The sequence below is a fragment of the Ralstonia sp. GX3-BWBA genome (genome assembly GCF_003290055.1).
Taxonomy (GTDB): Bacteria; Pseudomonadota; Gammaproteobacteria; order Burkholderiales; family Burkholderiaceae; genus Ralstonia; species Ralstonia holmesii.
Genome location: NZ_QMKS01000022.1, coordinates 59609 through 84677 on the forward strand (window position 1 = coordinate 59609; position 25069 = coordinate 84677).

General features: G+C 65.0%; 18 protein-coding genes and 1 pseudogene. 9 read left to right on the forward strand and 10 right to left on the reverse strand.

Annotation, left to right across the window (positions count from 1 at the left end):
- Window positions 1–16 precede the first annotated feature (16 nt).
- The 6 genes from DOD19_RS20700 to DOD19_RS20725 are packed head-to-tail and all read left to right on the forward strand — an operon-like array spanning window position 17 to window position 7544.
- Entirely contained in the window at window positions 17–1369 is a 1353-nt protein-coding gene (locus DOD19_RS20700; RefSeq protein WP_024978998.1) for an MFS transporter, read from the forward strand.
- Window positions 1370–1387: 18 nt separating this feature from the next.
- Window positions 1388–2797 carry an enolase C-terminal domain-like protein gene (locus tag DOD19_RS20705; RefSeq protein ID WP_112187963.1) on the forward strand — a complete coding sequence of 470 codons (1410 nt, stop codon included), beginning with the start codon at window positions 1388–1390 and terminating at the stop codon, window positions 2795–2797.
- 35 nt (window positions 2798–2832) lie between these two features.
- Entirely contained in the window at window positions 2833–4434 is a 1602-nt protein-coding gene (gene garD, locus DOD19_RS20710; RefSeq protein WP_024978996.1) for a galactarate dehydratase, read from the forward strand.
- A 1-nt stretch (window position 4435) separates the two neighbouring features.
- The gene (locus DOD19_RS20715; RefSeq protein WP_024978995.1) at window positions 4436–5281 is read left to right on the forward strand and encodes an NAD(P)-dependent oxidoreductase; all 846 of its coding nucleotides are present in this window, start codon (window positions 4436–4438) and stop codon (window positions 5279–5281) included.
- 4 nt (window positions 5282–5285) lie between these two features.
- Window positions 5286–6188, forward strand: a complete 903-nt coding sequence (locus tag DOD19_RS20720; protein WP_112187765.1) for an SMP-30/gluconolactonase/LRE family protein — start codon at window positions 5286–5288, stop codon at window positions 6186–6188.
- Between the two features lie 54 nt (window positions 6189–6242).
- Window positions 6243–7544: an MFS transporter gene (locus tag DOD19_RS20725; RefSeq protein WP_024978993.1), complete on the forward strand. Its 1302-nt coding sequence runs from the start codon at window positions 6243–6245 to the stop codon at window positions 7542–7544.
- A gap of 22 nt (window positions 7545–7566) precedes the next feature.
- Here DOD19_RS20725 and DOD19_RS20730 read toward each other — a convergent pair whose 3' ends face one another.
- Complete coding sequence (locus DOD19_RS20730; protein ID WP_162634415.1) at window positions 7567–7920, reverse strand: hypothetical protein; 354 nt, start codon at window positions 7918–7920, stop codon at window positions 7567–7569.
- A 105-nt stretch (window positions 7921–8025) separates the two neighbouring features.
- Here DOD19_RS20730 and DOD19_RS20735 point away from each other — a divergent pair, with 105 nt between their 5' ends.
- Window positions 8026–10761 (forward strand): DNA translocase FtsK 4TM domain-containing protein, encoded by a 2736-nt coding sequence (locus DOD19_RS20735; protein WP_112187770.1) that lies wholly within the window; start codon window positions 8026–8028, stop codon window positions 10759–10761.
- 26 nt (window positions 10762–10787) lie between these two features.
- Here the strand turns inward: DOD19_RS20735 and DOD19_RS20740 are convergent, their stop codons facing one another.
- The 3 genes and pseudogenes from DOD19_RS20740 to tssC form a co-directional block, all read right to left on the reverse strand.
- Window positions 10788–11267 carry a hypothetical protein gene (locus DOD19_RS20740; protein ID WP_112187772.1) on the reverse strand — a complete coding sequence of 160 codons (480 nt, stop codon included), beginning with the start codon at window positions 11265–11267 and terminating at the stop codon, window positions 10788–10790.
- Window position 11268: 1 nt separating this feature from the next.
- Window positions 11269–11781 carry an Hcp family type VI secretion system effector gene (locus DOD19_RS20745; protein ID WP_112187774.1) on the reverse strand — a complete coding sequence of 171 codons (513 nt, stop codon included), beginning with the start codon at window positions 11779–11781 and terminating at the stop codon, window positions 11269–11271.
- Between the two features lie 105 nt (window positions 11782–11886).
- Window positions 11887–13050: pseudogene (tssC, locus tag DOD19_RS20750) on the reverse strand (type VI secretion system contractile sheath large subunit); the annotation flags it as partial.
- Between tssC and DOD19_RS27570 the strand changes: the two are divergent.
- A complete protein-coding gene (locus DOD19_RS27570; RefSeq protein ID WP_162634417.1) occupies window positions 13038–13265 on the forward strand; it encodes a hypothetical protein in 228 nt (75 codons plus the stop codon). The pseudogene tssC and the gene DOD19_RS27570 overlap by 13 nt on opposite strands.
- A 97-nt stretch (window positions 13266–13362) precedes the next feature.
- The gene (locus DOD19_RS20760) at window positions 13363–13638 is read left to right on the forward strand and encodes a hypothetical protein (protein WP_112187778.1); all 276 of its coding nucleotides are present in this window, start codon (window positions 13363–13365) and stop codon (window positions 13636–13638) included.
- Between the two features lie 49 nt (window positions 13639–13687).
- Here DOD19_RS20760 and fliD read toward each other — a convergent pair whose 3' ends face one another.
- The 6 genes from fliD to DOD19_RS20790 all read right to left on the reverse strand — a co-directional run bounded on the left by fliD (window position 13688) and on the right by DOD19_RS20790 (window position 25009).
- On the reverse strand, window positions 13688–15724 hold the full coding sequence (fliD, locus tag DOD19_RS20765) for a flagellar filament capping protein FliD (RefSeq protein ID WP_112187780.1): 2037 nt from the start codon (window positions 15722–15724) through the stop codon (window positions 13688–13690).
- A gap of 195 nt (window positions 15725–15919) precedes the next feature.
- On the reverse strand, window positions 15920–21769 hold the full coding sequence (gene uvrA, locus DOD19_RS20770; protein WP_112187782.1) for an excinuclease ABC subunit UvrA: 5850 nt from the start codon (window positions 21767–21769) through the stop codon (window positions 15920–15922).
- 243 nt (window positions 21770–22012) lie between these two features.
- Entirely contained in the window at window positions 22013–22906 is an 894-nt protein-coding gene (locus tag DOD19_RS20775; RefSeq protein WP_024978952.1) for a class II glutamine amidotransferase, read from the reverse strand.
- A 77-nt stretch (window positions 22907–22983) separates the two neighbouring features.
- Complete coding sequence (locus DOD19_RS20780) at window positions 22984–23223, reverse strand: hypothetical protein (RefSeq protein ID WP_112187784.1); 240 nt, start codon at window positions 23221–23223, stop codon at window positions 22984–22986.
- A 238-nt stretch (window positions 23224–23461) separates the two neighbouring features.
- Window positions 23462–23917 (reverse strand): universal stress protein, encoded by a 456-nt coding sequence (locus DOD19_RS20785; RefSeq protein WP_024978950.1) that lies wholly within the window; start codon window positions 23915–23917, stop codon window positions 23462–23464.
- Window positions 23918–23998: 81 nt separating this feature from the next.
- Window positions 23999–25009 carry a zinc-dependent alcohol dehydrogenase family protein gene (locus DOD19_RS20790; RefSeq protein ID WP_112187786.1) on the reverse strand — a complete coding sequence of 337 codons (1011 nt, stop codon included), beginning with the start codon at window positions 25007–25009 and terminating at the stop codon, window positions 23999–24001.
- Between the last annotated feature and the right edge of the window lie 60 nt (window positions 25010–25069).

Genomic DNA, 25069 nt, shown 5'->3' on the forward strand with positions numbered 1-25069 from the left:
GCTTAAGGAGGAGACGATGGACATCAAGGCCCCCGCAGTGGGAGCACAGGCCGTGCCGCGCGCTGAGCGCATGAGCCGCGTGCGTTTCATGATCCTCGCGATGCTGTTTATCGTGACGACCATCAATTACGCCGATCGGGCGACCATCTCCATTGCCGGCTCGGCCATGCAGAAGGAACTCGGCATCGATGCCGTGTCGCTTGGCTATATTTTCTCGGCGTTTGGATGGGCCTATGTGATTGCGCAGATTCCGGGCGGCTGGCTGCTTGACCGCTTCGGTTCCAAGCGCGTGTACACGTTCAGCATTCTGCTGTGGTCGCTGTTCACGCTGGCGCAGGGTGCGATCGGCTTCTTTACCGGTGCGACAGCCATCGTCATGGTGTTTCTCCTGCGCTTCCTCGTGGGCGCGGCAGAGGCGCCGTCCTTCCCCGCGAACAGCCGTATCGTGGCAGCGTGGTTTCCGGCCAATGAGCGCGGCACTGCAGCGGCCATCTTCAACTCCGCGCAGTATGCCGCCACGGTGGTGTTTGCCCCGCTGATGGCCTGGCTGGTGCACGCGTTCGGCTGGCATCACGTGTTCATCGTGATGGGCGTGATCGGTGTCGTCATGGCGGTCGTGTGGAGGGCGTTCGTGCACGAACCGAAGGACCACCCGGGCGTCAACCGTGCCGAAATCGAGTACATCGAAGCCGGCGGCGGCCTGGTCAACATGGACCGTGCGGGCGTGGCAAAGACGGAAGGGCCGAAACTCGGCTACGTCAAGCAGCTCCTGCAGAACCGCATGCTGATGGGTGTGTACATCGCGCAGTACTGCATCAATGCCCTCACGTACTTCTTCATCACATGGTTCCCGGTGTATCTGGTGCAGGCGCGCGGCATGTCGATCCTGAAGGCGGGCGTCGTCGCGTCGATTCCAGCGGTGTGCGGCTTCCTGGGCGGCATTCTGGGCGGGATCATCTCTGACGCGCTGCTGCGCCGTGGTGCGTCGCTGTCGGTGGCGCGCAAGGTGCCGATCGTGCTGGGCATGCTGCTCTCCATGACCATGGTGATCTGCAACTACGTCGATGCGCAGGCCATCGTGGTGGCGGTCATGGCGCTGTCGTTCTTCGGCAAGGGCCTCGGTGCGCTGGGCTGGGCAGTGAACTCGGATACGGCGCCCAAGCAGATCGCCGGCTTGTCGGGCGCGCTGATGAACACGTTCGGCAACCTGTCGAGCATCACAACCCCCATCGCCATCGGCTACATCGTCAACACCACGGGCTCGTTCAACGGTGCGCTGGTGTACGTGGGTATCCACGCCGCGGTTGCCATCGTCTGCTACCTGTTCATGGTGGGCGAGATCAAGCGTGTGGAACTCAAGCCGCTGTAAGCCACGGGAGCCTTGGAAGTGACGTTGCAATCGATCGAATCTGGCGCGCGCACCCATACACCGCGTGTGACGGAGATGCAGGTGATCCCTGTCGCGGGCCGCGACAGCATGCTGCTGAACCTGTGCGGCGCGCATGCTCCGTTCTTTACGCGCAACCTCGTCATCCTGAAGGACAACGCCGGGCGCACCGGCGTGGGCGAGGTGCCGGGCGGAGAGGGCATCCGTCAGGCGCTGGAACGCGTGATTCCGCTGGTGGTTGGTCAATCGGTCGGTCGTACCAACGGTGTGCTGAACAGCATTCGCCGGGCGTTGGCGGGTGGCGGCATTGCCGCGCACCAGGCGACGGTGCACCAGGTGACCTCCGCTTCGGAAGCCGCCGTGCTGCGCCAGCCGCACGAGATCAATCTGCGCATGGACAACGTCATCACGGCGGTGGAGGCAGCGCTGCTCGATCTGCTTGGCCAGTTCCTGGAGGTGCCGGTGGCAGAGCTGCTCGGTGCCGGCCAGCAGCGCGATAGCGCGCCCATGCTCGCCTACCTGTTCTACGTGGGCGACCGTCGCAAGACCGACCTGCCATACCTGGATGGCGCCAACGGCGCCGACGACTGGCTGCGCCTGCGCCACGAAGCCGCGATGACGCCCGACGCCATCGCACGCCTGGCCGAAGCTGCCACCGCGCGCTACGGCTTTGCCGATTTCAAGCTCAAGGGCGGCGTGATGCGCGGTGCCGAAGAGATGGAAGCGATTGCCGCCATCAAGGCGCGCTTCCCGCACGCCCGTGTGACGCTGGACCCGAATGGCGCATGGTCGCTCAACGAGGCGATTGCGCTGTGCAAGGGCCAGGGGCATCTGCTGGCCTATGCCGAAGACCCGTGCGGACCCGAAGCCGGCTACTCGGGCCGTGAAGTGATGGCCGAATTCAAGGGTGCCACCGGCATCCCGACGGCCACCAACATGATCGCCACCGATTGGCGCCAGATGGGCCACGCCGTCCAGCTGCATGCGGTCGATATTCCGTTGGCCGATCCGCATTTCTGGACCATGCAAGGCTCCGTGCGGGTGGCGCAGTTGTGCGACGAGTGGGGCCTGACGTGGGGCTCACACTCCAACAACCACTTCGATGTGTCGCTGGCGATGTTCACGCATGTGGCCGCTGCCGCGCCGGGCAACATCACGGCCATCGATACGCACTGGATCTGGCAGGAAGCCGAGGAGCGCCTGACGCACGAGCCGCTGCGCATCCAGGGCGGCCACGTGGCCGTGCCGGAGCGTCCGGGCCTTGGCATCGAAATCGACATGGAGCGCGTCATGGCGGCCCATGCGCTTTACAACACCCTGGGCCCTGGCGCGCGTGACGACGCCATGGCTATGCAATACCTCGTGCCAGGCTGGACGTATGACCCGAAACGTCCGAGCCTGGGACGTTGAAGCAAAACCCGTTTGAATCAATCACGGAGTCTGTGATGTCTGAACCGACGCTGGCCCCTGAAGCCGGCAACGCAACTGAAAAGGCGCTGACGATCCGCGTGCACGATGGTGACAACGTCGCCATCGTCGTCAATGCACGCGGCTTGCCGGCCGGCACGGCACTGACCGATGGCACTGTGCTCGTCGAAGGCGTGCCGCAAGGCCACAAGGTGGCGCTGGTCGACCTGGCCGAAGGCGACGCCATCATCCGCTACAACGAGGTGATCGGCTATGCCGTGAAGCCGCTGCCGCGCGGTAGCTGGGTCAACGAGCACGCCGTGAAGCTGCCGTCCGCACCCGCGCTGGATGAGCTGCCGCTGGCCACGCGCCCCGATCCCAAGCTCGCCAAACTGGAGGGCTACACCTTCGAGGGCTATCGCAACGCAGACGGCACGGTCGGCACGAAGAACGTGCTCGGCATCATGACCAGCGTGCAGTGCGTGGCGGGTGTGACGGATTACGTGGTCGGCCGCATCAAGCGCGAGCTGCTCCCGCGCTTCCCGAACGTTGACGACGTGGTGGCGCTCAACCACGTGTACGGCTGCGGCGTCGCCATCAATGCGCCGGCCGCCATCGTGCCGATTCGCACGCTGCAAAACCTGGCGCTGAACCCGAATTTTGGCGGCGAGATCATGGTGATCGGCCTGGGCTGCGAAAAGCTCGTGCCCGAACGCCTCGTGCCGGAAAGGCTCGCGCCGGGTGGCCGTATTCCCATCGAAGTGGCAGGCACGGCGGATTCGCCGGTGCTGCGTCTGCAGGACGAAGCCTTCGACGGCTTCATCGGCATGACCGACGCCATCATGGAGATGGCCGAGCGCCGCCTGGAACACCTGAACAAGCGCCAGCGCGAAACCTGCCCGGCGTCCGATCTCGTGGTCGGGGTGCAGTGCGGCGGCAGCGATGCGTTTTCGGGTGTAACGGCCAACCCCGCAGTGGGTTTTGCGGCGGACCTGATCGTGCGTGCAGGCGGCACCGTGATGTTCTCGGAAGTGACCGAAGTGCGTGACGCCATTCACCTGCTCACGCCGCGTGCCATTGACGAAGACGTCGGCCGTGCGCTGCTGCGCGAGATGGCGTGGTACGACAACTACCTGAGCGGCGGCCAGACCGACCGCAGCGCCAACCCGTCGCCGGGGAACAAGAAAGGCGGCCTGTCCAACGTGGTGGAAAAGGCGCTGGGTTCGATCGTCAAGTCGGGCAGCACGCCTATCGTTGACGTGCTCGGCCCGGGCGAGAAGGTGCGTCGCAAGGGCCTGATCTTTGCCGCGACACCCGCGAGCGATTTCGTTTGCGGCACGTTGCAGCTGGCCTCTGGCATGAACCTTCAGGTCTTCACCACCGGCCGCGGCACGCCGTATGGACTGGCCATGGCCCCGGTCATCAAGGTATCGACGCGCAAGGCGCTGTCCGAGCGCTGGCACGACCTGATCGACCTCGACGCCGGCCGCATTGCCACGGGCGAAGCGAGCATTGCCGACATCGGCTGGGAGCTGTTCCACCTGATTCTTGACGTGGCGAGCGGCCGCAAGGAAGTTTGCGCCGACAAGCTGGGCCTGCATAATGCGCTGGCGCTGTTCAATCCCGCCCCGGTGACCTGATATGACCACTGAAGTACACGTTCAACCCGACCCGCTCGCGGGTGTGACCACGCGTTGCCACCGCCTGCTGCTCACTGGCGCAGGCGGCAACCTCGGCAAGGTGCTGCGCGAGCGTCTGCCCAAATACGCCGATTTTTTGCGCTTGTCTGATATATCAAATCTTGGCGAAGCGCGCACCGGCGAGGAGCTCGCACCGTGTGACCTGGCGGATGCGAAGGCCGTCGATGCGCTTGTCGCCGGTACGGATGCGATCGTGCATCTTGGCGGCGTGTCGGTCGAGCGGCCGTTTGAAGAGATCTTGCCGGCCAACATCGCAGGGACCTACAACCTGTACGAAGCTGCCCGTCGTCATGGCGTGCGCCGCATCGTGTTCGCCAGCTCGAACCACACCATCGGTTTCTACAAGCAGGGCGAGGTGATCGACAGCACCTCGCCCACCAAGCCCGATGGCTACTACGGGCTGAGCAAGGTGTTTGGCGAGCAGCTGGCCAGTTTCTATTTCGATCGCTACGGCATCGAAACGGTGGCCATCCGCATCGGCTCTTCGTTTGCAGAAGCGAAGGACCGCCGCATGCTCGTCACCTGGCTCGGCTACGACGACCTGGAGCAGCTTATCCGCCGCGCCTTGTTCGTGCCGAGCGTGGGTTTTACCGTGGTGTACGGCATGTCGAACAATCGCGACCGCTGGTGGGACAACCGCCACGCCGCGCACCTTGGCTACACACCTACGGAGACGAGCGAGATCTTCCGCACACAGGTCGAAGCACAACCGCCGCTGCCCGCCGATGACCCGGCTGCGCAGTACCAGGGCGGAGCGTTTGTCAAAGCCGGCCCGTTCGGAGACTGACGCAATGCAAGTGAATGTAGAGCCGACTGTCGAGCGCGTTGGCAGCATGCAATGCGGTGTGGGCGAAAGCCCCATCTGGCACGCCGGCGAGCAGGCGCTGTACTGGACGGACATTCCGGGCCGCAGGCTGTGGCGCTGGAACTTCTTCTCCGGCCAGACCAACAGCTGGGCGCTGCCTGAGATGGCCGGCTGTATTGCCATGACGTCCAACGGTTGGGCGATGGCCATGGAGACGGGTATCTTCCTCGCACCACAGCCCCGCGCCGGCGCCGAGCTTGGCCCGCTGCAGCGTCTCGCCACGGTGGCGCACTCGCGCCCCGACATGCGCTTCAACGACGGCCGCTGCGACCGCCAGGGCCGTTTGTGGGCTGGCACGATGGTGTTTGACACCTCGCTAGGCCTGCCGCTCGGCAAGCTGTGTCGCTTTGACGCGGAGGCCGCTCGCGCCGGGCGTGTCGATGCCGTCATCGACGATCTGATCGTGCCGAACGGCCTGGCCTTCAGCCCCGACGGCAAGACGATGTATCTGTCGGATTCGCACGCAAGCCGCCAGACCATCTGGGCCTTCGACTACGACGTTGACAGCGGCACGCCGCACAACCGCCGCGTCTTCATCGACATGAATGCGCACCCGGGCCGCCCCGATGGCGCCGCGGTGGATGCCGACGGCTGCTACTGGATCTGCGGTAACGATGCGGGGTTTGTGCATCGCTTCACGCCGGACGGTCGTCTCGATCGGAGCATCGCCATTCCCACGTCCAAACCTGCCATGTGCGCGTTCGGCGGGCCTGGGCTGGATACCCTGTTCGTTACGTCGATCCTGATCGGCGACGACCCGCTCTCGGGCGCCACGTTTGCCGTGCGCCCGGGCGTGACCGGATTGCCGGAACCCGTCTTGCACCTTTGAACCTGCAATACGCCCCGCACACAAGAACACACCGGGGCTCTTAGGAGACAACACATGAAACCCATCAAAGGCTTGCGCTGGTGGATCATCGTCCTGGTACTCAGCGGCCTGATCATGAACTACCTGGCCCGCAATGCGCTGGCCGTGGCGGCGCCCGAAGTGAACAAGGTGCTGAACATCAGCACGCAGCAGTACGGCTACATCGTTGCGGCATTCCAGGCGGCCTACATGGTGATGCAGCCAGTGGCGGGTTACGTCCTTGACGTGCTGGGCACCAAGCTGGGTTTTGCGCTGTTTGCGGCGGCGTGGTCGGTGGTCTGCCTGCTGCACAGTACGGCGGGAAGCTGGCTGTCGCTGGCCGCGTTCCGCGCGATGCTCGGGATGACGGAAGCAGCAGGTTTTCCTTCGGCGCTGCGGGCAACGGCGGAGTGGTTCCCAGCCAAGGAGCGGTCGATTGCAACCGGCTGGTTCAACATTGGCTCCTCCGTGGGCGCGGTGGTGGCGCCTCCGCTGGTGGTCTGGTGCATCTTGCACGGCAACTGGCGCTTTGCCTTTGTCGTGATCGGCGGGATCGGGTTGGTGTGGAGCGTGCTGTGGTTCCTGCTGTATCGCGTGCCGGCCAAACATCACCGCTTGTCGGAAGAGGAGCGCGATTACATCCGCGCCGGCCAGGAAACCTCGGACGACCACGCGAATGCGCCCAAGCCCTCGTGGGGCAAGATCGTCAGTGGCCGCCGGTTCTGGGGCATCGCCATCCCGCGCTTTCTGTCGGAGCCGGCGTGGCAGACGTTCAATTATTGGATTCCGCTTTATATGGCCACCGAGCGCCATATGAACCTGAAAGAGATCGCCCTGTTTGCTTGGCTGCCGTTCCTGGCGGCAGACGTGGGCTGCGTGCTCGGTGGCTATCTGGCGCCGTGGTTCCAGAAGCGCTTCTCGGTATCGCTCGTGACGTCTCGCAAGCTGGTGATGGTGACGGGCTGTCTGTGCATGATCGGCCCGGCTTGCATTGGTCTGGCGACGAGCCCCTACACGGCGATTGCGCTGTTTTGCGTGGGTGGCTTTGCGCACCAGACGCTCTCTGGCGCGCTCTACACGCTCACGTCTGACATGTTCGGCAAGCATGAGGTCGGCACGGCCGTGGGGCTGGCAGGCATGTCGGGCTACCTGGGCGGCATGCTCTTCTCGCTGGCGGTCGGCACGCTGGCAACGACCATCGGCTACAACCCGCTGTTCGTGGCGCTGGCCGTGTTCGACATCGTGGCGGCCATCCTCGTGTGGACCATGCTCAACGACAACCAGGCGCGTCCGGTGCCAGTGCAGCGAGGCGGAACGGCGCCCAGTACGGCGGTTTGATTTCTCTTGTCGCCAACGTCGATCACGCAGCCCGCTGAGCAATCTTCGGATTGAGCTTGGCAGGGCTGAGCGGGTCGAAGTCGACCCACTCGCCGTTGCGCCAGCGGCCTGCGGCTTCTTCGACATCCATCCCGCCGGCGCTGGCCAGAATGCGCGCGGCTTCGGCCTCGCGCTCGGGTGTCACGCGCGCCGCCAGCAGCACGCCGGAATGGCGCGTGCGCAGGGTGGCGTCAGGCGGCTGCGCGGGATTGGGCTCGTCGCGGGTGGCGAGCATCGCACCCGCCAGCGAGCCGATATAGGCGCCCACCCCGGCCGCGACCACCGAGAACAGCACGGCCGCGTGCAGCGCAAGCACACGGGCCACTGCATCGGGCACGCTGCGCTGAATCGTGTTGTCAGTAAGCCCGGCCGGGTGTTTTTCGGTCGGGCGATTCTCATGACGGTGGCGCGCCCCGCTACAATCGCGGCCTGGCATTTGTAGATGGCGTTTGAAATGGTGCTTGGCTGGTTTGGCATTTCCACCGTGTGGCTGCTGCCGTTGGTGTGGCGGTACGTAACGCGCGCGCTGGCGGGGGAGCGGGATTTTCTGAAAGGCCGGGGCACCGTGCGGCTCTGGCTGGTGACGCTCGTCGCCCTGAGCGCCAGCGCCGCGCTTGAAGCCCTGACCTCTGGCGCCGATCCGCAGGACAAGGCCGGAGGTGCTGCCGGGCGCGCAGTATCGTCGCTGTTCTCGCACATGCTGGGCTGGACGGGCGCGTTCCTGCTGATGCTCGGTGTGCTGATCTGGGTCGCGCCCATGGTGTTCGGGCGATCGTGGGGTCAAGTGTTCAACCGCCACCGCACTGCTGATACCGAGGCGTCTTCCGAGCCGGACACACGCCACGATGAGCCCGTTGACGACGGCTTGAAGCCGACCGCGCTCGGCCTCGGCGGAGCAGGGGAGGCGCGTTGGAGCGGTAACACCGGCCCCGCGCAGCCGGCCGTGCGTCACCGTGGCATCGAAGCCGTTTCTGCGCGACGGCAGCCCGCATGGCAGCCACCCCCGCGCACGCGCCCGTCACCGCCGCAGCCGGGCGAGATCTGGCCGCTGCTCGACGCAAAGAAGGGCGCGCCGGCAGACGCGCCCGCAAGCGCGAAGACGGCGCCGCCTGCCGCAGCAGCCATTCCGCCGCAAGCGCTTCCAGCACGCCCAAAGCCGCGTGCCACCATCGTCAGCAGCCCGTTCCATCAACCACAACTGGGTCTGCAGACAAAGGCACCAGCACCAGCGGCACCTGAGACGCAGGCTACGCCGCCAAGCGAGCGGGTTGTCCCGGCCGAATCCACGGTGCCGGAGCTGGTGGACGCGCAAGCCGCCGTTGCAGAAACCCAGACCGTCGACCTGGATGCTGTACGTCAGGAGGCGGAAGCGCTCCTGGCCGAACTGCGCGGGCTGATGGCGCCCGCCGTAGCGACGATGCCCGAGCCGGAGGTTGCCGAGCCGGTAGTTGAAGCTGAAGCCGCTCTGATTGTCGAAGCACTGCCCAAGGCGGAAGTGCTGCCCGCCACGCCGGTTATCGAGCCGGTCGCGCGGCCCGAAGCAGCACCTGCATTGCCCACGCCCAAGCCGCGCATCGTCTTGCCTGCCGTGGTGGGGGAGGTGGTGTCACGTGCGGCACCGGCAGTCGCCGCAGTACCCGTGCCAGCACCCGCGCCGGCTCCTGTTCCGGCTCCTGCTGCACCGCGCATCGTCGACTACCGCTTGCCGGGCGCCGCATTGCTGACCGCCGCATCAACCAGCGCTGAAGCGGTCTCCGCCGAACATCTGGAAGAGACCAGCAACCTGATCGCCCAGCGCTTGGCGGAGTTCAAGGTACCGGTGACGGTCGTTGGCGCCTCGGCCGGCCCGGTCATCACGCGTTTCGAGGTCGACCCCGCGATCGGCGTGCGCGGCGCGCAAGTCGTCGGGCTGATGAAGGATCTGGCACGCGCGCTGGGCGTGACGTCCATCCGCGTGGTCGAGACGATTCCCGGCAAGACGTGTATGGGCCTGGAATTGCCCAACGTCAAGCGCGAAATGATCCGCTTGTCGGAAGTGGTGAACGCGGCGGATTTCCAGTCGCACGCGTCGCACCTCGTGCTGGCCATGGGCAAGGACATCACCGGCAACCCGGTGGTGACCGATCTCGCGCGCGCACCGCACCTGCTCGTGGCCGGCACGACCGGCTCGGGCAAATCGGTGGCTGTCAACGCGATGATCCTGTCGATGCTGTACAAGGCCACGCCCGACGACGTACGCATGATCATGATCGACCCGAAGATGCTGGAGCTCTCGGTGTACGAGGGCATTCCGCATCTGCTGGCGCCGGTCGTGACGGACATGAAGCAGGCCGCGCACGCGCTCAACTGGTGCGTGGGTGAAATGGAAAAGCGCTACCGCCTGATGTCGGCCCTGGGTGTGCGCAACCTGGCCGGCTACAACCAGAAAATCCGGGCCGCGGAACAGGCCGGCCGCAAGGTGCCGAACCCGTTCTCGCTCACGCCCGATGCGCCCGAGCCGCTCTCGACGCTGCCGCTGATCGTGGTCGTCATCGACGAGTTGGCCGACCTGATGATGGTGGCCGGCAAGAAGATCGAAGAACTGATCGCGCGCCTCGCACAGAAGGCCCGCGCCGCCGGCATCCACCTGATTCTGGCGACGCAGCGGCCGTCGGTAGACGTCATCACCGGCCTTATCAAGGCGAACATTCCCACGCGTGTGGCGTTCCAGGTGTCATCCAAGATCGACTCGCGCACGATTCTCGATCAGATGGGCGCCGAATCGCTGCTTGGCCAGGGCGACATGCTGTTCTTGCCACCGGGCACCGGCTATCCGCAACGCGTGCACGGCGCGTTCGTCGCCGACGAAGAGGTGCACCGCGTGGTCGAACACTGGAAACAATTTGGTGAACCCGAGTACGACGAGGCCATCCTCGCCGGCGATCCAGCCGAAGCTGCCGCGAGCGGGGATTTGTTCGGAGGCGAAAGCGCAGACGCAGAAGCCGATCCGCTCTACGACGAAGCCGCCGCGTTTGTGCTGAATACGCGGCGCGCGTCGATTTCTTCCGTGCAGCGGCAACTGCGCATTGGTTACAACCGTGCGGCTCGGTTGATTGAGCAGATGGAAGCGGCTGGGCTGGTGTCGCCGATGGGGCGCAATGGGCAGCGGGAGGTGTTGGCGCCCGCTGCGGGGGAGTAGTTGATCGCCCCTTGAAGGGCTGACGGCTATGGCGCGACGTACTCGATGTATAAGACCCACTCGCCGGCATTCAGGGGGACTGCGATCGCGCGTTTGGCGGCCTGGCTCGTCAACGCGCTGATGTTGTACGCCGTACCGCCTGGCGCGGCTGCTCGTTGCAATGCGTCTTTCTCTGCCTCGGAAAGCCAGGCACGCAGGAACGCTTCCGGAACTGCGGCCGCTTCACCAATGCGGGGCTGATTCGCGATGATCGCGTTGTCGGGGCCCTGTGGCCGGATCGCAGCGATCAGGGCAACGTAGTCCGTCGGCCCTGGTACGCCTTCGTCGTTGCGCTCTGGAAGGATGGCTATCTCGAAGCGGGCAGCCGCGGGAGGCATGCTGAGGTGGATGTGCTGCGAAAGTGCTGTCACGTTGGTGTTAGGGCGCGGATCGTCTGGCGTGCAGCCTGCAATGGCGACTGCGATGCAGAAGAGCCCCAGTAATCGCGAAAGGCCTCTCTTGCTCATATCACTTTGCACGCTGGTGTCGCAGCAGGGCACGTTCAAGTGCCCGCCGTGACAACCAATGATTGCCGCCTTGGCCGCCGGCGCTCTTCTGCTGCGTGTACTTCCACTGCACTGCGGCGTAGCGCAGGCTGAAGGTGTCGGTCGGAATGCCCTGGGCGACCACTTGCGAATCGACTTCGCTCAGGATGGCGTTCTTCAGCTTGACTTCGAGGTACTTCACGCGGTTGCCTTCGCCGTCTGCGCGGAAGAACTCGATGGTCACTTCACCAAAGGTCGTGCCGCCCGAAGCGTGCTGGTACAGCAGCGGGCTGACGACGTCCAGATCCTTCGTGAAGACCATGTCGCGGTGCTCGCAACGCTCAGCCGTGTGGCCGCCGGCGGTCGAAGCCGTGGCCGAACGCGGTTGGCTGATTGCCTGCGACCAGCTGTTGATTTCGATCCAGTCCTTGTGATCCTTGTCTTGCGACTCCCCCTTGATTGCCGGGCTGTCGAACTTGACGTAGATATCCTTCATACAGAGACCCTCTTCAATAGATTGGTTGTTGGTACTGCAACGGGTAACGAGCGTAACGGGTGGTTATGCCCGAACATTCCCCCCCGGGGAGAGTCCGGTCAGGAATTACGAGTTGGCCGACTTCGGCAGATCCGCCACCAAACGCAGCGAGATCGACAGTTCATCGAGCTGGAAATGCGGCCGCAGGAACGCCACCGAGCGGTATGTGCCCGGCTTGCCCGGCACTTCCGCCACCTGGATCGACGCCTCGCGCAGCGGGAATTGCGCCTTCTGTTCTTGCGTGGCGTTGTCGTCCAGCAGCACGTACTGCGAAATCCAGCGGTTCAGGAACGTCTCAACGTTCTTGGCCGAGGCAAAGCTACCGATCTTGTCGCGCATCATCGCCTTCAGGTAGTGCGCCACGCGCGATACCGAAAAGATGTACTGCAGCTGCGCAGACAGGACCGCATTGGCGTTTGCGCTGTCGGAGTCATACTTCTTGGCCTTCTGCGCCGACTGTGCAGCGAAGAACGCGGCGTAGTCCGTGTTCTTGCAATGCACGAGCGGAATGAAGCCGAGGTCGCTCAGTTCCTTCTCGCGGCGGTCGGTGATGGCGATCTCGGTCGGGCACTTGAGTGCGATTTCGCCGTCATCGGTCTTGAAGGTGTGCGTCGGCAGGTCTTCGACCAGGCCGCCACCTTCCACACCGCGGATGGCAGCACACCAACCGAAGTCGTCAAACGCTGCCGTCAGGCGCGCGCCGAACGCCCAGGCGGCGTTGCACCACAGGTACTTGCTGTGATCGGTGCCGTCCACGTCCTCAACAAAGTTGAAGCTCTCGACCACGGTGCCGTCCTTCGGGTTGTACGGCAGACGGCCGAGGAAGCGCGGCAAGGTCAGACCCACGTAGCGCGAATCTTCCGAATCGCGGAACGACTTCCACTTGGCGTATTCAACCGTGTCGAACACCTTGGCCAGGTCACGCGGCTTGCCCAGGTCGGCAAACGATTCCAGGCCCAGCAGCTCAGGCGACGACGACGCAATGAACGGCGCATGCGAAGCCGCTGCCACGTGCGCCATCTGCTCGATGAAGTACATGTCTTCCGGCTGACGCGTGACCTCATAGTCGCCAATCAGCGCGCCAAACGGTGCACCGCCAAAGGTGCCGAACTCTTCTTCGTAGACCTTCTTGAACAGCGCGCTCTGGTCAAACTCGATGGCAGTCTTGAAGTCCTTCGTCAGATCGCGCTTGGTCGCGTTGAGCGCCTTGATCTTGATTGTCTGGCCGGTACGCCAACTTCTGGCGCAATGCGTTCAATGAGCAGGACCGCCCACACTGGCGCGACCTCTTTCCCGGCCTGCAACGCCAGATGCGTGCCGAGCGTGCCAGCTCCGAGCAAAAGCTGAAGGCTCAGGGCTACAGCGTTGACACCAGCTACCACAACCCGGACGAGACATCCGGTGATCAGCCCATCTCGCCGCCCGCGAAGACTGGCGCGAAATGATGGTCGGGCGCGGATGCTTGCAGGTCACTCGCGCGCGGTGACACGGTATGCCTCATGCGCTCGCATTTCCACTTCCTAAGTCAGTCAACTCTCTCACATGAACCTGCAATACAAACTCGCCGCAGCCCTCCTGACCACCGCCTGGATGAGCGCAGGCATCTGCGCCCAGCACACCTCCACCGTGCCGGCCCCGGGCAATGCCCCGCAAAGCGGAATCAAGAAAACCGTGCACGCCAAGAAGCACGGTAAGCGAGCCAAGGTCGCCCGCGCGCGTAAGAGCGCTCCGTCAGCACGTGACGGCGATGCCGAAGTACTCGCCCAGGTGCTGGGTTCGGACAACAAGAATCCGTTGTGGGGAAAGCCGCAGCAGTAACCAGGCAAATGGCTGCGGCGGATGCGCACTCAAGGTGCGGTCAGCGCGATCAGCCCGCCGTCCGCTGCTTCTGCAATAGCGCCAGCTGCGTCGTCAGGTAGTTGCCGGTGTTCGTCATGCTGGCCACCACCTTCGACAGCGCATTGAACTGCGCGTAATACAGCGCCTGCTTGGCATCGAGCTGCTTCTGCATCCGGTCGATCTGGTTGCCGATCGAGGTGATGGAGCTGTTGATGGCGTCGGTGGCGTTCTGCACCATGCCGTTGCTCGACAACAAGTTGCCCGACACGGTGTGCAGTTGCGCCGCGTAGCCGCGCTGCACGGTGACGGTGCCGCGATCGCCCAACGCACCGCCCGTGACTTGCACCGTCAGGCCATCTACTGCGGAGCCGCTGGCGCCGTACAGGTTCTGGCCCGAACCCGTGGCGGCAGCGCCGTTGATGGTGCCTTGCACATCGCGCCCGCCGGTGGCCGTCGGGCTGCCGCCGAGCAGCGACGCTGCGCCATTGCCCGACACAGACACCGTGGATACCGATCCGTATTGCTTGTCGGTCAACGTCAGCACGCCGTTGGCATCGGCGCCGATGGCGATTTCCACCTTCGCTCTCTGCAGGTCAGGCGATGCGTTGATCTGACTCTGGATCTGCGCGGCCAGGCTCGACGGGGTGTAGCTGCCCGCCGGCACCTTGATGTTGGTCGTGATGCCGCTGAGCGTGACCGACAGGCTGTCGTTCACGCCGCTCTGGATGGTCGCGTTGGCGGCCGCCGAGCCTTTCAATGCGCCCTGCGTGGCCAGTTGCGTGACGTTGACGGCATAGCTGCCGGCCTGCGTGGTCGTTGAAAACGACGAGACCTTCAGCAGCGAATCCGTTGCCGTGCCCGTGCCGGCAAACAGCGCCGCCACTTGGCCGGGCGATTTCTTCAGCGCGGCGGTCAGCTTGGGGTCGTCAATCGACAGCGTGCCTTCCTTGTCCATCGTCACGCCAATGCTGCCGAGCGACTGGAACGCGCCGTTGCCGATGCCCTGGCCCAGCACGTCGGTCAGCTGGTTGATCATCATCTTGGTGCTGACGTCGCCCGCCAGCGCGCCGTTGTTGGCGGCGTTGGCCGTGTCGAACTTGGTCAGCGCGTTGAGCTGGATGCGCAGCGCGTTGTACGCCTTGACGAAGTTGAGCACCGACTGGCTGGCCTGGCCGGCGTCGCTGCCGACCGTGACGGTCGTGCTGCCCGTCTTGGCCAGCGTGAACGACGTTCCGTCCACCACGTCCGTCAGCGTGTTGGTGGCGCTCTGCACGCTGATGCCGTTGACGGTGGCCATGGCGTTGCGGCCCGTGGCGACCTCGGTCATGTTCTGCGTGCCGGCCGGGTCGTGGCTCAGCAGCGATTGCAGAGCAGGGTCGCCGGAGACGGAAATCTTCATCTCCGAATTGGCGCCGCCTGCGGTGGACGTCAGCACCAGCCGATAGGGCGAATTGCTGCCGTCGTTGACGATGCTGGCCGAGACGCCCACGTTGGCGCTGTTGATGGCGTCGCGGATGCCGGCGAGCGTGTTGTTCGATGGGTCGATGGTGATCGAGCCGCCGGCCTGGTTGCCGTTTTGCGTGAACGTGGCGCCGGTGTATTTGCCGTTGGCAAAGCTGCCGCCCGAGACGCTACCGAATGAAAACGTGAGGGTGGTGGGCGTGCCGCCGCCAATGGACGTCTTGCTGGATGCCTGCCCGTTGGCCGACAGCACCTGCGCCTGCGCAAGCTGCGTCACGTTGACTTGATACGTGCCGGCGGGCGCCGTGTTGGACAGCGAAGCCGTGAGGATTGACGTGTCGTGCCCGCTGGCCTTGTTGCCGGTGAACGTGTCGGGGTTGTTCAGGGCCGCCATCGCCGTCTGGAAGGTCGCCAACGCGCTTTTGAGCGAGCCGACCGCCGACAACTGCGTCTGAAAAGCCTTCTGCTGCGTCTGCCGCAGCGTCATGCCCTTGCTTTCCGCCTGGATCAGCTTCGTGACAAGGCTGTTGACGTCGATGTTCGTACTGATGCCCGGAACCGAGATCGGCGGAATGTAGTTGTTGCTTGTGGACGAAGTGGCCATGGTCGGACGCGCGCAAACGCTTTCTTCACAATCTCCACAATGTGACGGCAGCGCAGCCCGGTTCTTTAGGGCAAACCCTGCTCGGGCAGGCTTTTTTGCCGGTCTGCTCAGGAAAGCGAAAGAATTGCCCACGCCACACCGAGCGGCGCACCGCGCTGACGGTCTCCATCTGCCCGGAGACCGTCGCGCGCCACGCTAGACCGTTTCGCCTTGCTTGCTTGGGTCGACCTGCTTGCCGCGCGCCAGCACCGGCACCAAAGCCGCGCCGGTATGGCTGGCCGCTACGCGCGTCAACGCCTCCGGCCCGCACGCCGCCACGATCGTACCGCCCTCGTCACCGCCTTCTGGGCCGAGATCGAGGATCCAGTCCGCTTCGGCAATCACGTCGAGGTCGTGCTCGATCACGATCACGCTGTGCCCGCCGTCTGCCAGGCGATGCAGCACCCGGATCAGCTTGGCCACGTCGGCCATGTGCAGGCCCACGGTCGGCTCGTCCAGCACGTACAGCGTGTGGGGTGCCTTCTGGCCACGGCGGGTCAGGTCATCGCGCACCTTGGACAACTCGGTGACGAGCTTGATGCGCTGCGCCTCGCCGCCGGACAGCGTGGGCGAAGGCTGGCCGAGCGTCAGGTAGCCGAGGCCGACGTCCTTCATCAGTTGCAGCGGATGGGCGATGCTGTTCATCGCGCCAAAGAACTCGACCGCTTCGTCGATTTCCATGGTGAGCACATCGCCGATGTTCTTGCCGCGCCAGGTGACGGCAAGCGTCTCGGCGTTGAAGCGTTGGCCGTGGCAGACGTCGCAGCCGACCTTTACGTCGGGCAGGAAGCTCATGGCGATGGTGCGTACGCCCTGACCTTCGCAGGCGGGGCAGCGGCCGTCGCCGGTATTGAATGAGAAGCGCGAGGCGGTATAGCCGCGCGCACGGGCTTCGAGCGTGTCGGCAAAGAGCTTGCGGATGGTGTCCCACACGCCGATGTAGGTGGCCGGGCAGGAGCGCGGCGTCTTGCCGATCGGGGTCTGGTCGACTTCGAGCACGCGGTCGATGGTTTCCCAGCCGGTGACGCTGTCGCAGCCGTGCCAGTCGTGTTTCACGTCGAGCTTGCGCGGCATCTTCGCCTCAGGCGTCTCGGCCTGTGCGGCCTTGCGCGCGCGGCGCGTGGCCGGCGAAGACAGCACCGAACGGCCGACCGCATCGAGCAGGTTCGTCATCAAAACATCGCGAGCCAGCGTCGATTTGCCGGAGCCCGATACGCCTGTAATGGCCACCAGGCGTGACAGCGGCATCGTCGCCGTCACGTTGCGCAGGTTGTGCAGCTTGGCGCCATGCACCGTCAGCCATTGCTCGGGCACCGCCTGCACGCCAGCACGCGGTGCGACCACCTGACGGCGCGGCTGCAGCGGATGCTCGATCGGCTGCGACAGGAACCGGCCGGTGAGCGAATCCGGCTGGGCTGCCAGGTCCGCCACGCCGCCTTGTGCAACCAGCGTGCCGCCGCGCTTGCCGGCGCCCGGGCCAATGTCGATGATGTGATCGGCCCGGCGGATGGTGTCTTCATCGTGCTCAACCACCACCAGCGTGTTGCCCTTGTCGCCCAGCTTGCGCAGCGCGTCGAGCAGGATCCGGTTGTCGCGCGGGTGCAGGCCGATGGTCGGCTCATCCAGCACGTAGCAGACGCCTTGCAGGTTGCTGCCGAGTTGCGCAGCCAGGCGGATACGCTGCGCTTCACCGCCCGACAGGCTCGGCGCGGCGCGGTCCAGGCTCAGGTAGCCCAGGCCGACCTCTTCCAGGAACGACAGGCGGCTGTGAATCTCGGCCACCACGTCGCGGGCGATGTCGGCATCGCGGCCTGTCAGGTCCAGGCCCTCGACCCAGCGGCGGGTCTGGCTGACCGTCCACTGCGCAATGTCGACGATGGGTTTGGCGGCAAAGGTGACAGCGCGCGCAGTCGGATTCAGGCGCGTGCCGTGGCAATCCGGGCAGGGCAGGTCGGTCATGCCGTCCGGATCGACCTCCTCCGACGGCAACGTCTGCTCGCGGCCGCGATCGTCACCGCCGAGCACGGTGTCATCAAACGCGGCACGCTGTTCGCGCGTGAGCGCCAATCCGGTACCGACGCAGCTCGTGCACCAGCCATGCTTGCTGTTGTACGAGAACATGCGCGGGTCCAGCTCGGGGTAGCTGGTGCCGCAGGTCGAGCACGCGCGCTTGGTCGAAAACACCTTCACATTGCCGACGTGCGCCGTGCCGCCGTTGCGCATGGCGTTCTGCAGGCCATCGAGCGGCGCGAGCACGTGCATGATGCCCTTGCCGTATTCCAGCGCCTGCTCCAGCAATGCACGCAGCGCGGCTTCGTTTTCCGGCGAGACAACGATGTCGCCCACGGGCAGTTCCAGCGTGTGCTCGCGGAAGCGATCCAGGCGTGGCCATGGGTCGACGCTGAGGAATTCGCCATCGACGCGCAGATGTGTATAGCCGCGCGCCTTGGCCCATTTGGCAAGGTCGGTATAGACGCCCTTGCGGTTCACGACCAACGGCGCGAGCAGGCCAATGTGCTGGCCGCGATGGTCGCGCATGAGCTGGGCAAAGATCGCCTCCGGGCTTTGCGCTGATACCGGCGTGCCGTCGTGGATGCAGTGCTGCACGCCCAGCTTCACATACAGCAGACGCAGGAAGTGCCACACCTCGGACGTGGTCGCCACCGTGCTCTTGCGGCCGCCACGCGACAGGCGCTGCTCAATGGCCACCGTGGGCGGAATGCCGTAGACCGCATCGACTTCCGGTCGCCCCGCCGGCTGCACGATGGAGCGTGCATAGGCGTTGAGCGATTCCAGATAGCGGCGCTGCCCCTCGTGGAACAGGATGTCGAACGCCAGTGTCGACTTGCCCGAGCCCGACACGCCCGTCACCACGTTGAACTTACCGTGCGGAATATCGACGTTCAGGCCTTTCAGGTTGTGCTCGCGTGCGTGAACGATGCGCACCACGTTTTCGCCCTGGACTTCGGCCAAGGCGGCGCGTTTTGCGCGGCGTTCAGCCAACGCGGTCTGCAACGGCACACCTTCGGCTGCCTCCGGCTGGCCGATGCTGGCTTCGTACTGCTTGAGCGCCACACCGGTGTGCGATTCAGCGCAGCCCTTCACCTGCGCGGGCGTGCCGGCGCACACGAGCAGGCCGCCTGCGTCGCCGCCCTCGGGACCGAGATCGATGATCCAGTCCGCCGCGCGGATCACGTCGAGGTTGTGCTCGATCACGATCAGCGAATGCCCCGCTTCGAGCAGCTTGCCGAAGGCACGCATCAGCTTGGCGATGTCGTCAAAGTGCAGGCCCGTGGTCGGTTCGTCGAACATGAACAGGCGGCCGGCATTGGCGGGCACATCCTGCTTGACGCGCTTGCGAGCCGCCGCCTGGGCGGCTTGCGCCGCTTCGGCCAGGAAGCCCGCCAGCTTCAGGCGTTGAGCCTCGCCGCCGGAGAGCGTCGGCACCGGCTGGCCCAGCTTCACGTACTCCAGGCCCACGTCAACGATGGGTTGCAGCACGCGCAGCACGTCGGCGTCATCAGCGAACATGCTGGCGGCTTCGCTTACCGTCAGCTCCAGCACATCGGCCACCGATAGCGAGCGCCCCGCGCGCGGGATCTTCACTTCCAGGATTTCGGCGCGATAACGCGTGCCGTCGCAATCCGGGCAGCGCAGGTAGATGTCGGAGAGGAACTGCATCTCGACGTGCTCGAAACCCGAGCCGCCGCAGGTCGGGCAACGGCCGTCGCCCGAGTTGAAGCTGAAGGTGCCCGCCGTGTAGCCGCGCTGCAGCGCCATCGGCGCCTTGGCGAACAGCTTGCGGATTTCATCGAACGCGCCCACGTAGCTGGCCGGGTTCGAGCGCGCGGTCTTGCCGATCGGGGATTGATCGACGAACACCACGTCGCTGATCTGATCGGCGCCGCGCAGGGCGCGGAATGCGCCTGGCGATTCGGTAGCCTTGCCAAAGTGGCGTGCCAGCGCGGGGTGCAGGACGTCCTGGATCAACGTCGATTTGCCCGAGCCGGACACGCCGGTCACGCACACCAGGCGCTGCAGTGGAATGTCGACGGTGACATCGCGCAGGTTGTGTTCGGCCGCACCTTCCAGCACCAGACGCGGCGTGGCGTCGTTGACGGCGCGCGCTTGCCAATCGGTTGCATCGGCCACGCGCCGCTGTCCGGACAGATAGGCGCCCGTGAGCGTATCGGCCTGGCGGATGGCCGCCGGCGTTCCGTCGAAGACGATGTTGCCGCCACGCTCGCCGGGGCCGGGCCCCATGTCGATCAGGCGGTCTGCAGCCAGCATCACGGACGGATCGTGCTCAACCACCACCAGCGTATTGCCCGCGTCGCGCAGGCGTTGCATGGCTTGGACAATGCGGTCCAGATCGCGCGGGTGCAGGCCGATGCTCGGTTCGTCCAGCACGAACAGCGTGTTGACGAGCGATGTGCCGAGCGCCGTCGTCAGGTTGATCCGCTGCACTTCGCCGCCAGAGAGCGTGCGGCTCTGGCGGTCGAGCGTCAGATAACCGATGCCGACGTCGCACAGATACGCCAGGCGCGTGCGCACCTCGTCCAGCAGCAGCTTGAGCGCGTCGTCGAGCAGCGTTGAGGGCAGCGTCAGTTCGTCAAAGAAGCGGCGGATGCGCTCAATGGGCAGCAGCATCAGGTCGTGCACGGTCAGGCCGGGCAGGGCTTCGAGCTGGGCGCGGCTCCAGGCTACGCCGCGCGGCATGAAGCGGTGTTCGGGTGCGAGCACGGCGTCGGCGTTTTCCTTGGTGCCCAGGCGCCACTGCATCGACTCGGTTTTCAGGCGCGCACCGCCGCAGGTTTCGCACGTCGTGTAGCTGCGGTACTTGGAGAGCAGCACGCGGATGTGCATCTTGTACGCCTTCGACTCCAGGTAGTCGAAGAAGCGGCGCACGCCGTACCACTGCTTGTTCCAGCCGCCACGTTTGAAGGCCGGGTCTCCATTGATGACCCAGTTGCGCTGGGCTTCGGTCATCTCTGCCCACGGCGTGCCGCGCGGGATGTCGGCTGCGGCCGCGTAGCGCATCAGATCGTCCTGGCACTCTTTCCACGCCGGCGTCTGCATCGGCTTGATGGCGCCGTCGCGCAGGGTCTTGCGCTCGTCGGGAATCACCAGCCCCAGATCGACGCCGATCACGCGGCCGAAACCACGGCAGGCATCGCACGCGCCGTAAGCGGAATTGAACGAGAAAAGGGCGGGTTGCGGGTCTGCGTAGCGCAGGTCGCTTTCCGGGCAGTGCAGGCCCGTGGAAAAGCGCCAGATGACGGGTTGCGACGCCTCGTCGGCCGGCAAGACATACACGCTCACGCGGCCGCCGCCACGCTTGAGCGACGACTCAATGGCCTCCAGCGCGCGGACACGCTCGGTGCCCTGCAGGCGGAAGCGGTCGGCCACCACGTCGAGCAGCTTGCGTTTGCCGGTGGAAGACTCGACCACGCGCTCGGCCTGCACGCGTGTATAGCCGCTGACCGACAGCCACTGCGTGACTTCTTCCGGGCTGGTATTGGCCGGCAGCTCCACGGGAAACGTCACCACCAGGCGCGGATCGCCCTCCCGCGTGCGGGAGAGCAGCTCGTCGTAGATGGTTTCCGGCGTGTCGTGCCGCACCGGCAGCGCGGTGTCGCGGTCGAACAGTTGTGCGGCGCGGGCAAACAGCAGCTTCAGGTGATCGTTCAGCTCCGTCATCGTGCCGACCGTCGAGCGCGAGCTGCGCACCGGGTTGGTCTGGTCGATGGCGATGGCGGGCGGCACGCCTTCAACGTGCTCGACCTGCGGCCGGTCCATGCGGTCGAGGAACTGGCGCGCATAGGCGCTGAAGGTCTCGACGTAGCGGCGCTGGCCTTCGGCATAGAGCGTGTCGAAAACGAGGCTGGATTTGCCGGACCCCGACGGGCCGGTCACGACGGTCATTTCGCCCGTGCGCAGGTCCAGATCGAGGTTTTTGAGATTGTGCTGACGGGCTCCGCGCAGGCGAATGACACCGGAGGACATGGAGGGCGTTCCTTGGAGCTTGGAGGTAAGGGGGAATGCCGGCGCGGGTGAACCAATGGCAGCCGCGCCGGCAATCAGAATTCGAGCCGTAAACTGTAGCGGATTATGAAGATCCGGTTCGCCTACGAAACATGACGCGAACGCGAGCGTAACGCAGGGCTCCTGACAGCGTTTTGTCAGGAGGTTTCAGCGGAGGGGAAAAAAGGACGGGGTGATGCTGGTATCACCCCGGCGGGAGCGCGATCAGCCTGCCTCGCGTCCGTAAGTGGCTTGGTTGGCGGGCAGGTCAAAACCCGTGGGACCGGGCTTGCGCGGCACAAAACGGTGGTGTTCGACCACACCGCCCTTGACGATGACGACAGTCTCTTCGGGGATCTCCGCCCAAGCGCCGGGCAGGTCGACAAGCGGCTCTGACAGCACAAGAAATGCCCCATCCCCTGCGTCTTCAATTGCGGCGCTGTCAGGATAGAGCTGGTGCAGGTGCTTGAAAGATGTGCTGTGAAAGAGGGAGCGTGATTCGCCCTCGCTGGAATAGCGCGCGGCCACAATCTGAACGCCGTCCGTTGCACAGACCGTCATGTTCAATGGGTATTCGACGCCGTGGCGGCGGCCGATGTCTTCGATCAGCCCGACCATCTGTTCCAGGGCGCCGCGTGGGTCGCGGTCCAGCCCGAACGAGAGCGCCAGGAAAAACATGATCTCGGAATCGGTCGAACCCTCGATCCAGCGAAACAGCTCGGGCGCCACTTCCATCATCAGCGCGCGGCGGAGCAACGGATATTCGCGGATCAGCCCATTGTGCGCAAAAAGCCACCGGCCGTAGCGGAACGGATGGCAGTTCGTCTCTTGGGCGGGCGTGTCCGTTGCCGCGCGCACGTGGGCAATGAACATCGAAGACCGGATGGCGCGAGCGGCTTCACGCAGGTTGGTGTCGTTCCACGCGGGGTGCAGGCAACGATATCGGAAGGGCACTTCAGAGTAGCGGCCGTACCACCCGATGCCGAAACCGTCGCCGTTGGTGGTCGTCTCGCCGCCGAGGCGGGAGCGCAGACTCTGGTCGATCAACGAGTGCCGCGGCCGGAACAGCACTGTCTCCATCTGAATGGGGTTGCCTGAATACGCCAGCCAGCGACACATGATGCATTGCCTATAGGGATGCCTTGAAAGGTGAGTCTATGCAATGCGTTTGCGAATGCACAAGAAAATCCCAACCCTCATCCAGCCATGGTCCGGGCGGTTTTGCGGCCTTGACAGATGCGTCCGCCCTCGTTTTTTTGGGCGGCGGCTTGCACGATATTCAGCTCGCGAACCCGCATGAGCGCAGCGCACTGGGCATCTGCGAGGGTGGTGCGGACTGGCTGGGCGAGTGCCACCAGCATGTCGCAGAAGTGCTCGGTCGTGACCCAGACGTGCACGTTCAGCGCGGCAACACTGTCGTCAAAACGCATCACCATTGGCTCGCGTTCCGGCGCGGCTGCGTTTTGCACTGTCGCGGCTTGGTCCGGCGGGCGGAGGGCCGGTCCGGACGGGGAGGGGGGCAGAGAATTGAGTGCGCTTGAATGCACTAGCCGCCGCGCGACAGGCTCGGTTTCCAAAAAGACGTCGCCGCCCCTCAGGGGTTTCCAGGCGGGCGGCGTCAGGGTGTGCCCCTCTCGCAGGAGAGGATCGGTAGGCCGCGCTGCTCGCTGCCTCTTACTCGTCGACCTCGCTACGCACCATCAGTACCGGCTTGTTGGTCTTGCGCACCACGCCCTCGGCCACGCTGCCGAGCACCAGATGCTTGAGCCCACGCCGGCCATGCGTGCCGAGCACGATCAGGTCGGCTCCGGTCTCGTTGGCTTCCCCGACAATCGTTGCGGAAATTTGCCCCGGCGCAATGGAGTTTTCGAGCAATTTGGTCGAATGCTTGACGCCAGCCGCGTCCAGCTTCTTCGACACCTCGGCAAGCGTGTCACGGCCGTAGCCGACCACCTGGTTGGCGTAGGCAATCGAGTCAACTCCAACCATGTCGAAGGTGATGTCGCTGCTATCGGCAACGAATAGGGCCTCGACTTCCGCGCCCGTCGCCTTGCTGACCACAATAGCCTGGTGCAGCGCGAGATAGGACGCGTGGCTGCCGTCGATGGCGAGCAGGATTCGCTGATACATGGTGGTCTCCAAGGCGTTGCGCAGTAGGGCACCGCGTGTAATTCAGCGTAGACAGCGTGGCGCCTGGGCTGTTGATACGTGTCAAATGTTTTCCGAAGACACCTGCAGGACGGCTGCGCCGGCCACCCGCCCGGCGCGGAGGTCTTCCAAGGCGGTGTTGGCGTCTTGCAGCCGATAGGGCGTGACGTGAACCCGCAAGGGGACTTCCGCTGCGATGCGCATGAGCGCGAGCCCATCCGCCCGCGTCAGGTTCGCCACCGAGACCAGCTTGCGTTCTTCCCATAGCAACCGGTACGGAAACGCGGGGATGTCGCTCATGTGAATGCCACCGCAGACCACCGAGCCGCCCTTGACCACGGCCTGCAGCGCCTGCGGCACGAGCGCGCCGATGGGCGCGAAGATCAACGCGGCGTCGAGCGGCTCCGGTGCAGGGCCGTCGCTGGCACCGGCCCACCTGGCACCGGTGTCCAGCGCAAGTTGCTGAGCCGCAGTGTCGCCGGCCCGGGTGAAGGCAAAGACTTCGCGCTGCTCTGCCACGGCAATCTGCGTGATGAGGTGGGCCGCAGCACCAAAGCCGTAGATGCCGATCCGGCGCGCATCGCCAGCCATGCGCAGCGTGCGGTAGCCGATCAGGCCGGCACAGAGCAGGGGCGCCGCGTGGGCATCGTCGTACCGCGCCGGAATCGGCAGGCAGTATCGCGCGTCGCAGACGACGTATTGCGCATACCCGCCATCGCGCGTGTATCCGGTGAAGGCAGGGTGGTCGCACAGGTTTTCGCGCCCGTGCAGGCAGTACGGGCAGACGCCGCATGTCCAGCCGAGCCACGGCACGCCCACGTGCTCGCCCGGGGCGGGCGTCGTCACGCCCTCGCCGCACGACTCGACGATGCCTACGATTTCGTGACCGGGAATGAGGGATGGTTTCGGGGCGGTCAGTTCGCCGTCCACGATATGGAGGTCGGTACGACACACACCACACACGGACACGGCGATCCGGACCTCGCCCGGTCCAGGTGTGGGCCTGGGCACTTCACGCCAAATCAATGGCTTTCCGGCGCCTTCCATCACCATGGCCTGCATCGATTCAGACATCGCTGTCTCCGTCTGGCATGTCTGGTCAGTATGGATCAGCCCTGCGGAACTCCGCCCCGG

What these genes read in the sequence shown, in the direction of transcription:
- fliD (WP_112187780.1), bottom strand. Translation starts at nt 15,724, where the DNA reads ATGGCCACTTCGTCCACAAGCAACAACTACATTCCGCCGATCTCGGTT.
- uvrA (WP_112187782.1), bottom strand. Translation starts at nt 21,769, where the DNA reads ATGTCCTCCGGTGTCATTCGCCTGCGCGGAGCCCGTCAGCACAATCTC.
- DOD19_RS20715 (WP_024978995.1), top strand. Translation starts at nt 4,436, where the DNA reads ATGACCACTGAAGTACACGTTCAACCCGACCCGCTCGCGGGTGTGACC.
- DOD19_RS20780 (WP_112187784.1), bottom strand. Translation starts at nt 23,223, where the DNA reads ATGGTGATGCGTTTTGACGACAGTGTTGCCGCGCTGAACGTGCACGTC.
- DOD19_RS20725 (WP_024978993.1), top strand. Translation starts at nt 6,243, where the DNA reads ATGAAACCCATCAAAGGCTTGCGCTGGTGGATCATCGTCCTGGTACTC.
- DOD19_RS20785 (WP_024978950.1), bottom strand. Translation starts at nt 23,917, where the DNA reads ATGTATCAGCGAATCCTGCTCGCCATCGACGGCAGCCACGCGTCCTAT.
- DOD19_RS20745 (WP_112187774.1), bottom strand. Translation starts at nt 11,781, where the DNA reads ATGAAGGATATCTACGTCAAGTTCGACAGCCCGGCAATCAAGGGGGAG.
- DOD19_RS20775 (WP_024978952.1), bottom strand. Translation starts at nt 22,906, where the DNA reads ATGTGTCGCTGGCTGGCGTATTCAGGCAACCCCATTCAGATGGAGACA.
- DOD19_RS20735 (WP_112187770.1), top strand. Translation starts at nt 8,026, where the DNA reads ATGGCGTTTGAAATGGTGCTTGGCTGGTTTGGCATTTCCACCGTGTGG.
- DOD19_RS20720 (WP_112187765.1), top strand. Translation starts at nt 5,286, where the DNA reads ATGCAAGTGAATGTAGAGCCGACTGTCGAGCGCGTTGGCAGCATGCAA.
- garD (WP_024978996.1), top strand. Translation starts at nt 2,833, where the DNA reads ATGTCTGAACCGACGCTGGCCCCTGAAGCCGGCAACGCAACTGAAAAG.
- DOD19_RS20760 (WP_112187778.1), top strand. Translation starts at nt 13,363, where the DNA reads ATGAACCTGCAATACAAACTCGCCGCAGCCCTCCTGACCACCGCCTGG.
- DOD19_RS20790 (WP_112187786.1), bottom strand. Translation starts at nt 25,009, where the DNA reads ATGTCTGAATCGATGCAGGCCATGGTGATGGAAGGCGCCGGAAAGCCA.
- DOD19_RS20700 (WP_024978998.1), top strand. Translation starts at nt 17, where the DNA reads ATGGACATCAAGGCCCCCGCAGTGGGAGCACAGGCCGTGCCGCGCGCT.
- DOD19_RS20740 (WP_112187772.1), bottom strand. Translation starts at nt 11,267, where the DNA reads ATGAGCAAGAGAGGCCTTTCGCGATTACTGGGGCTCTTCTGCATCGCA.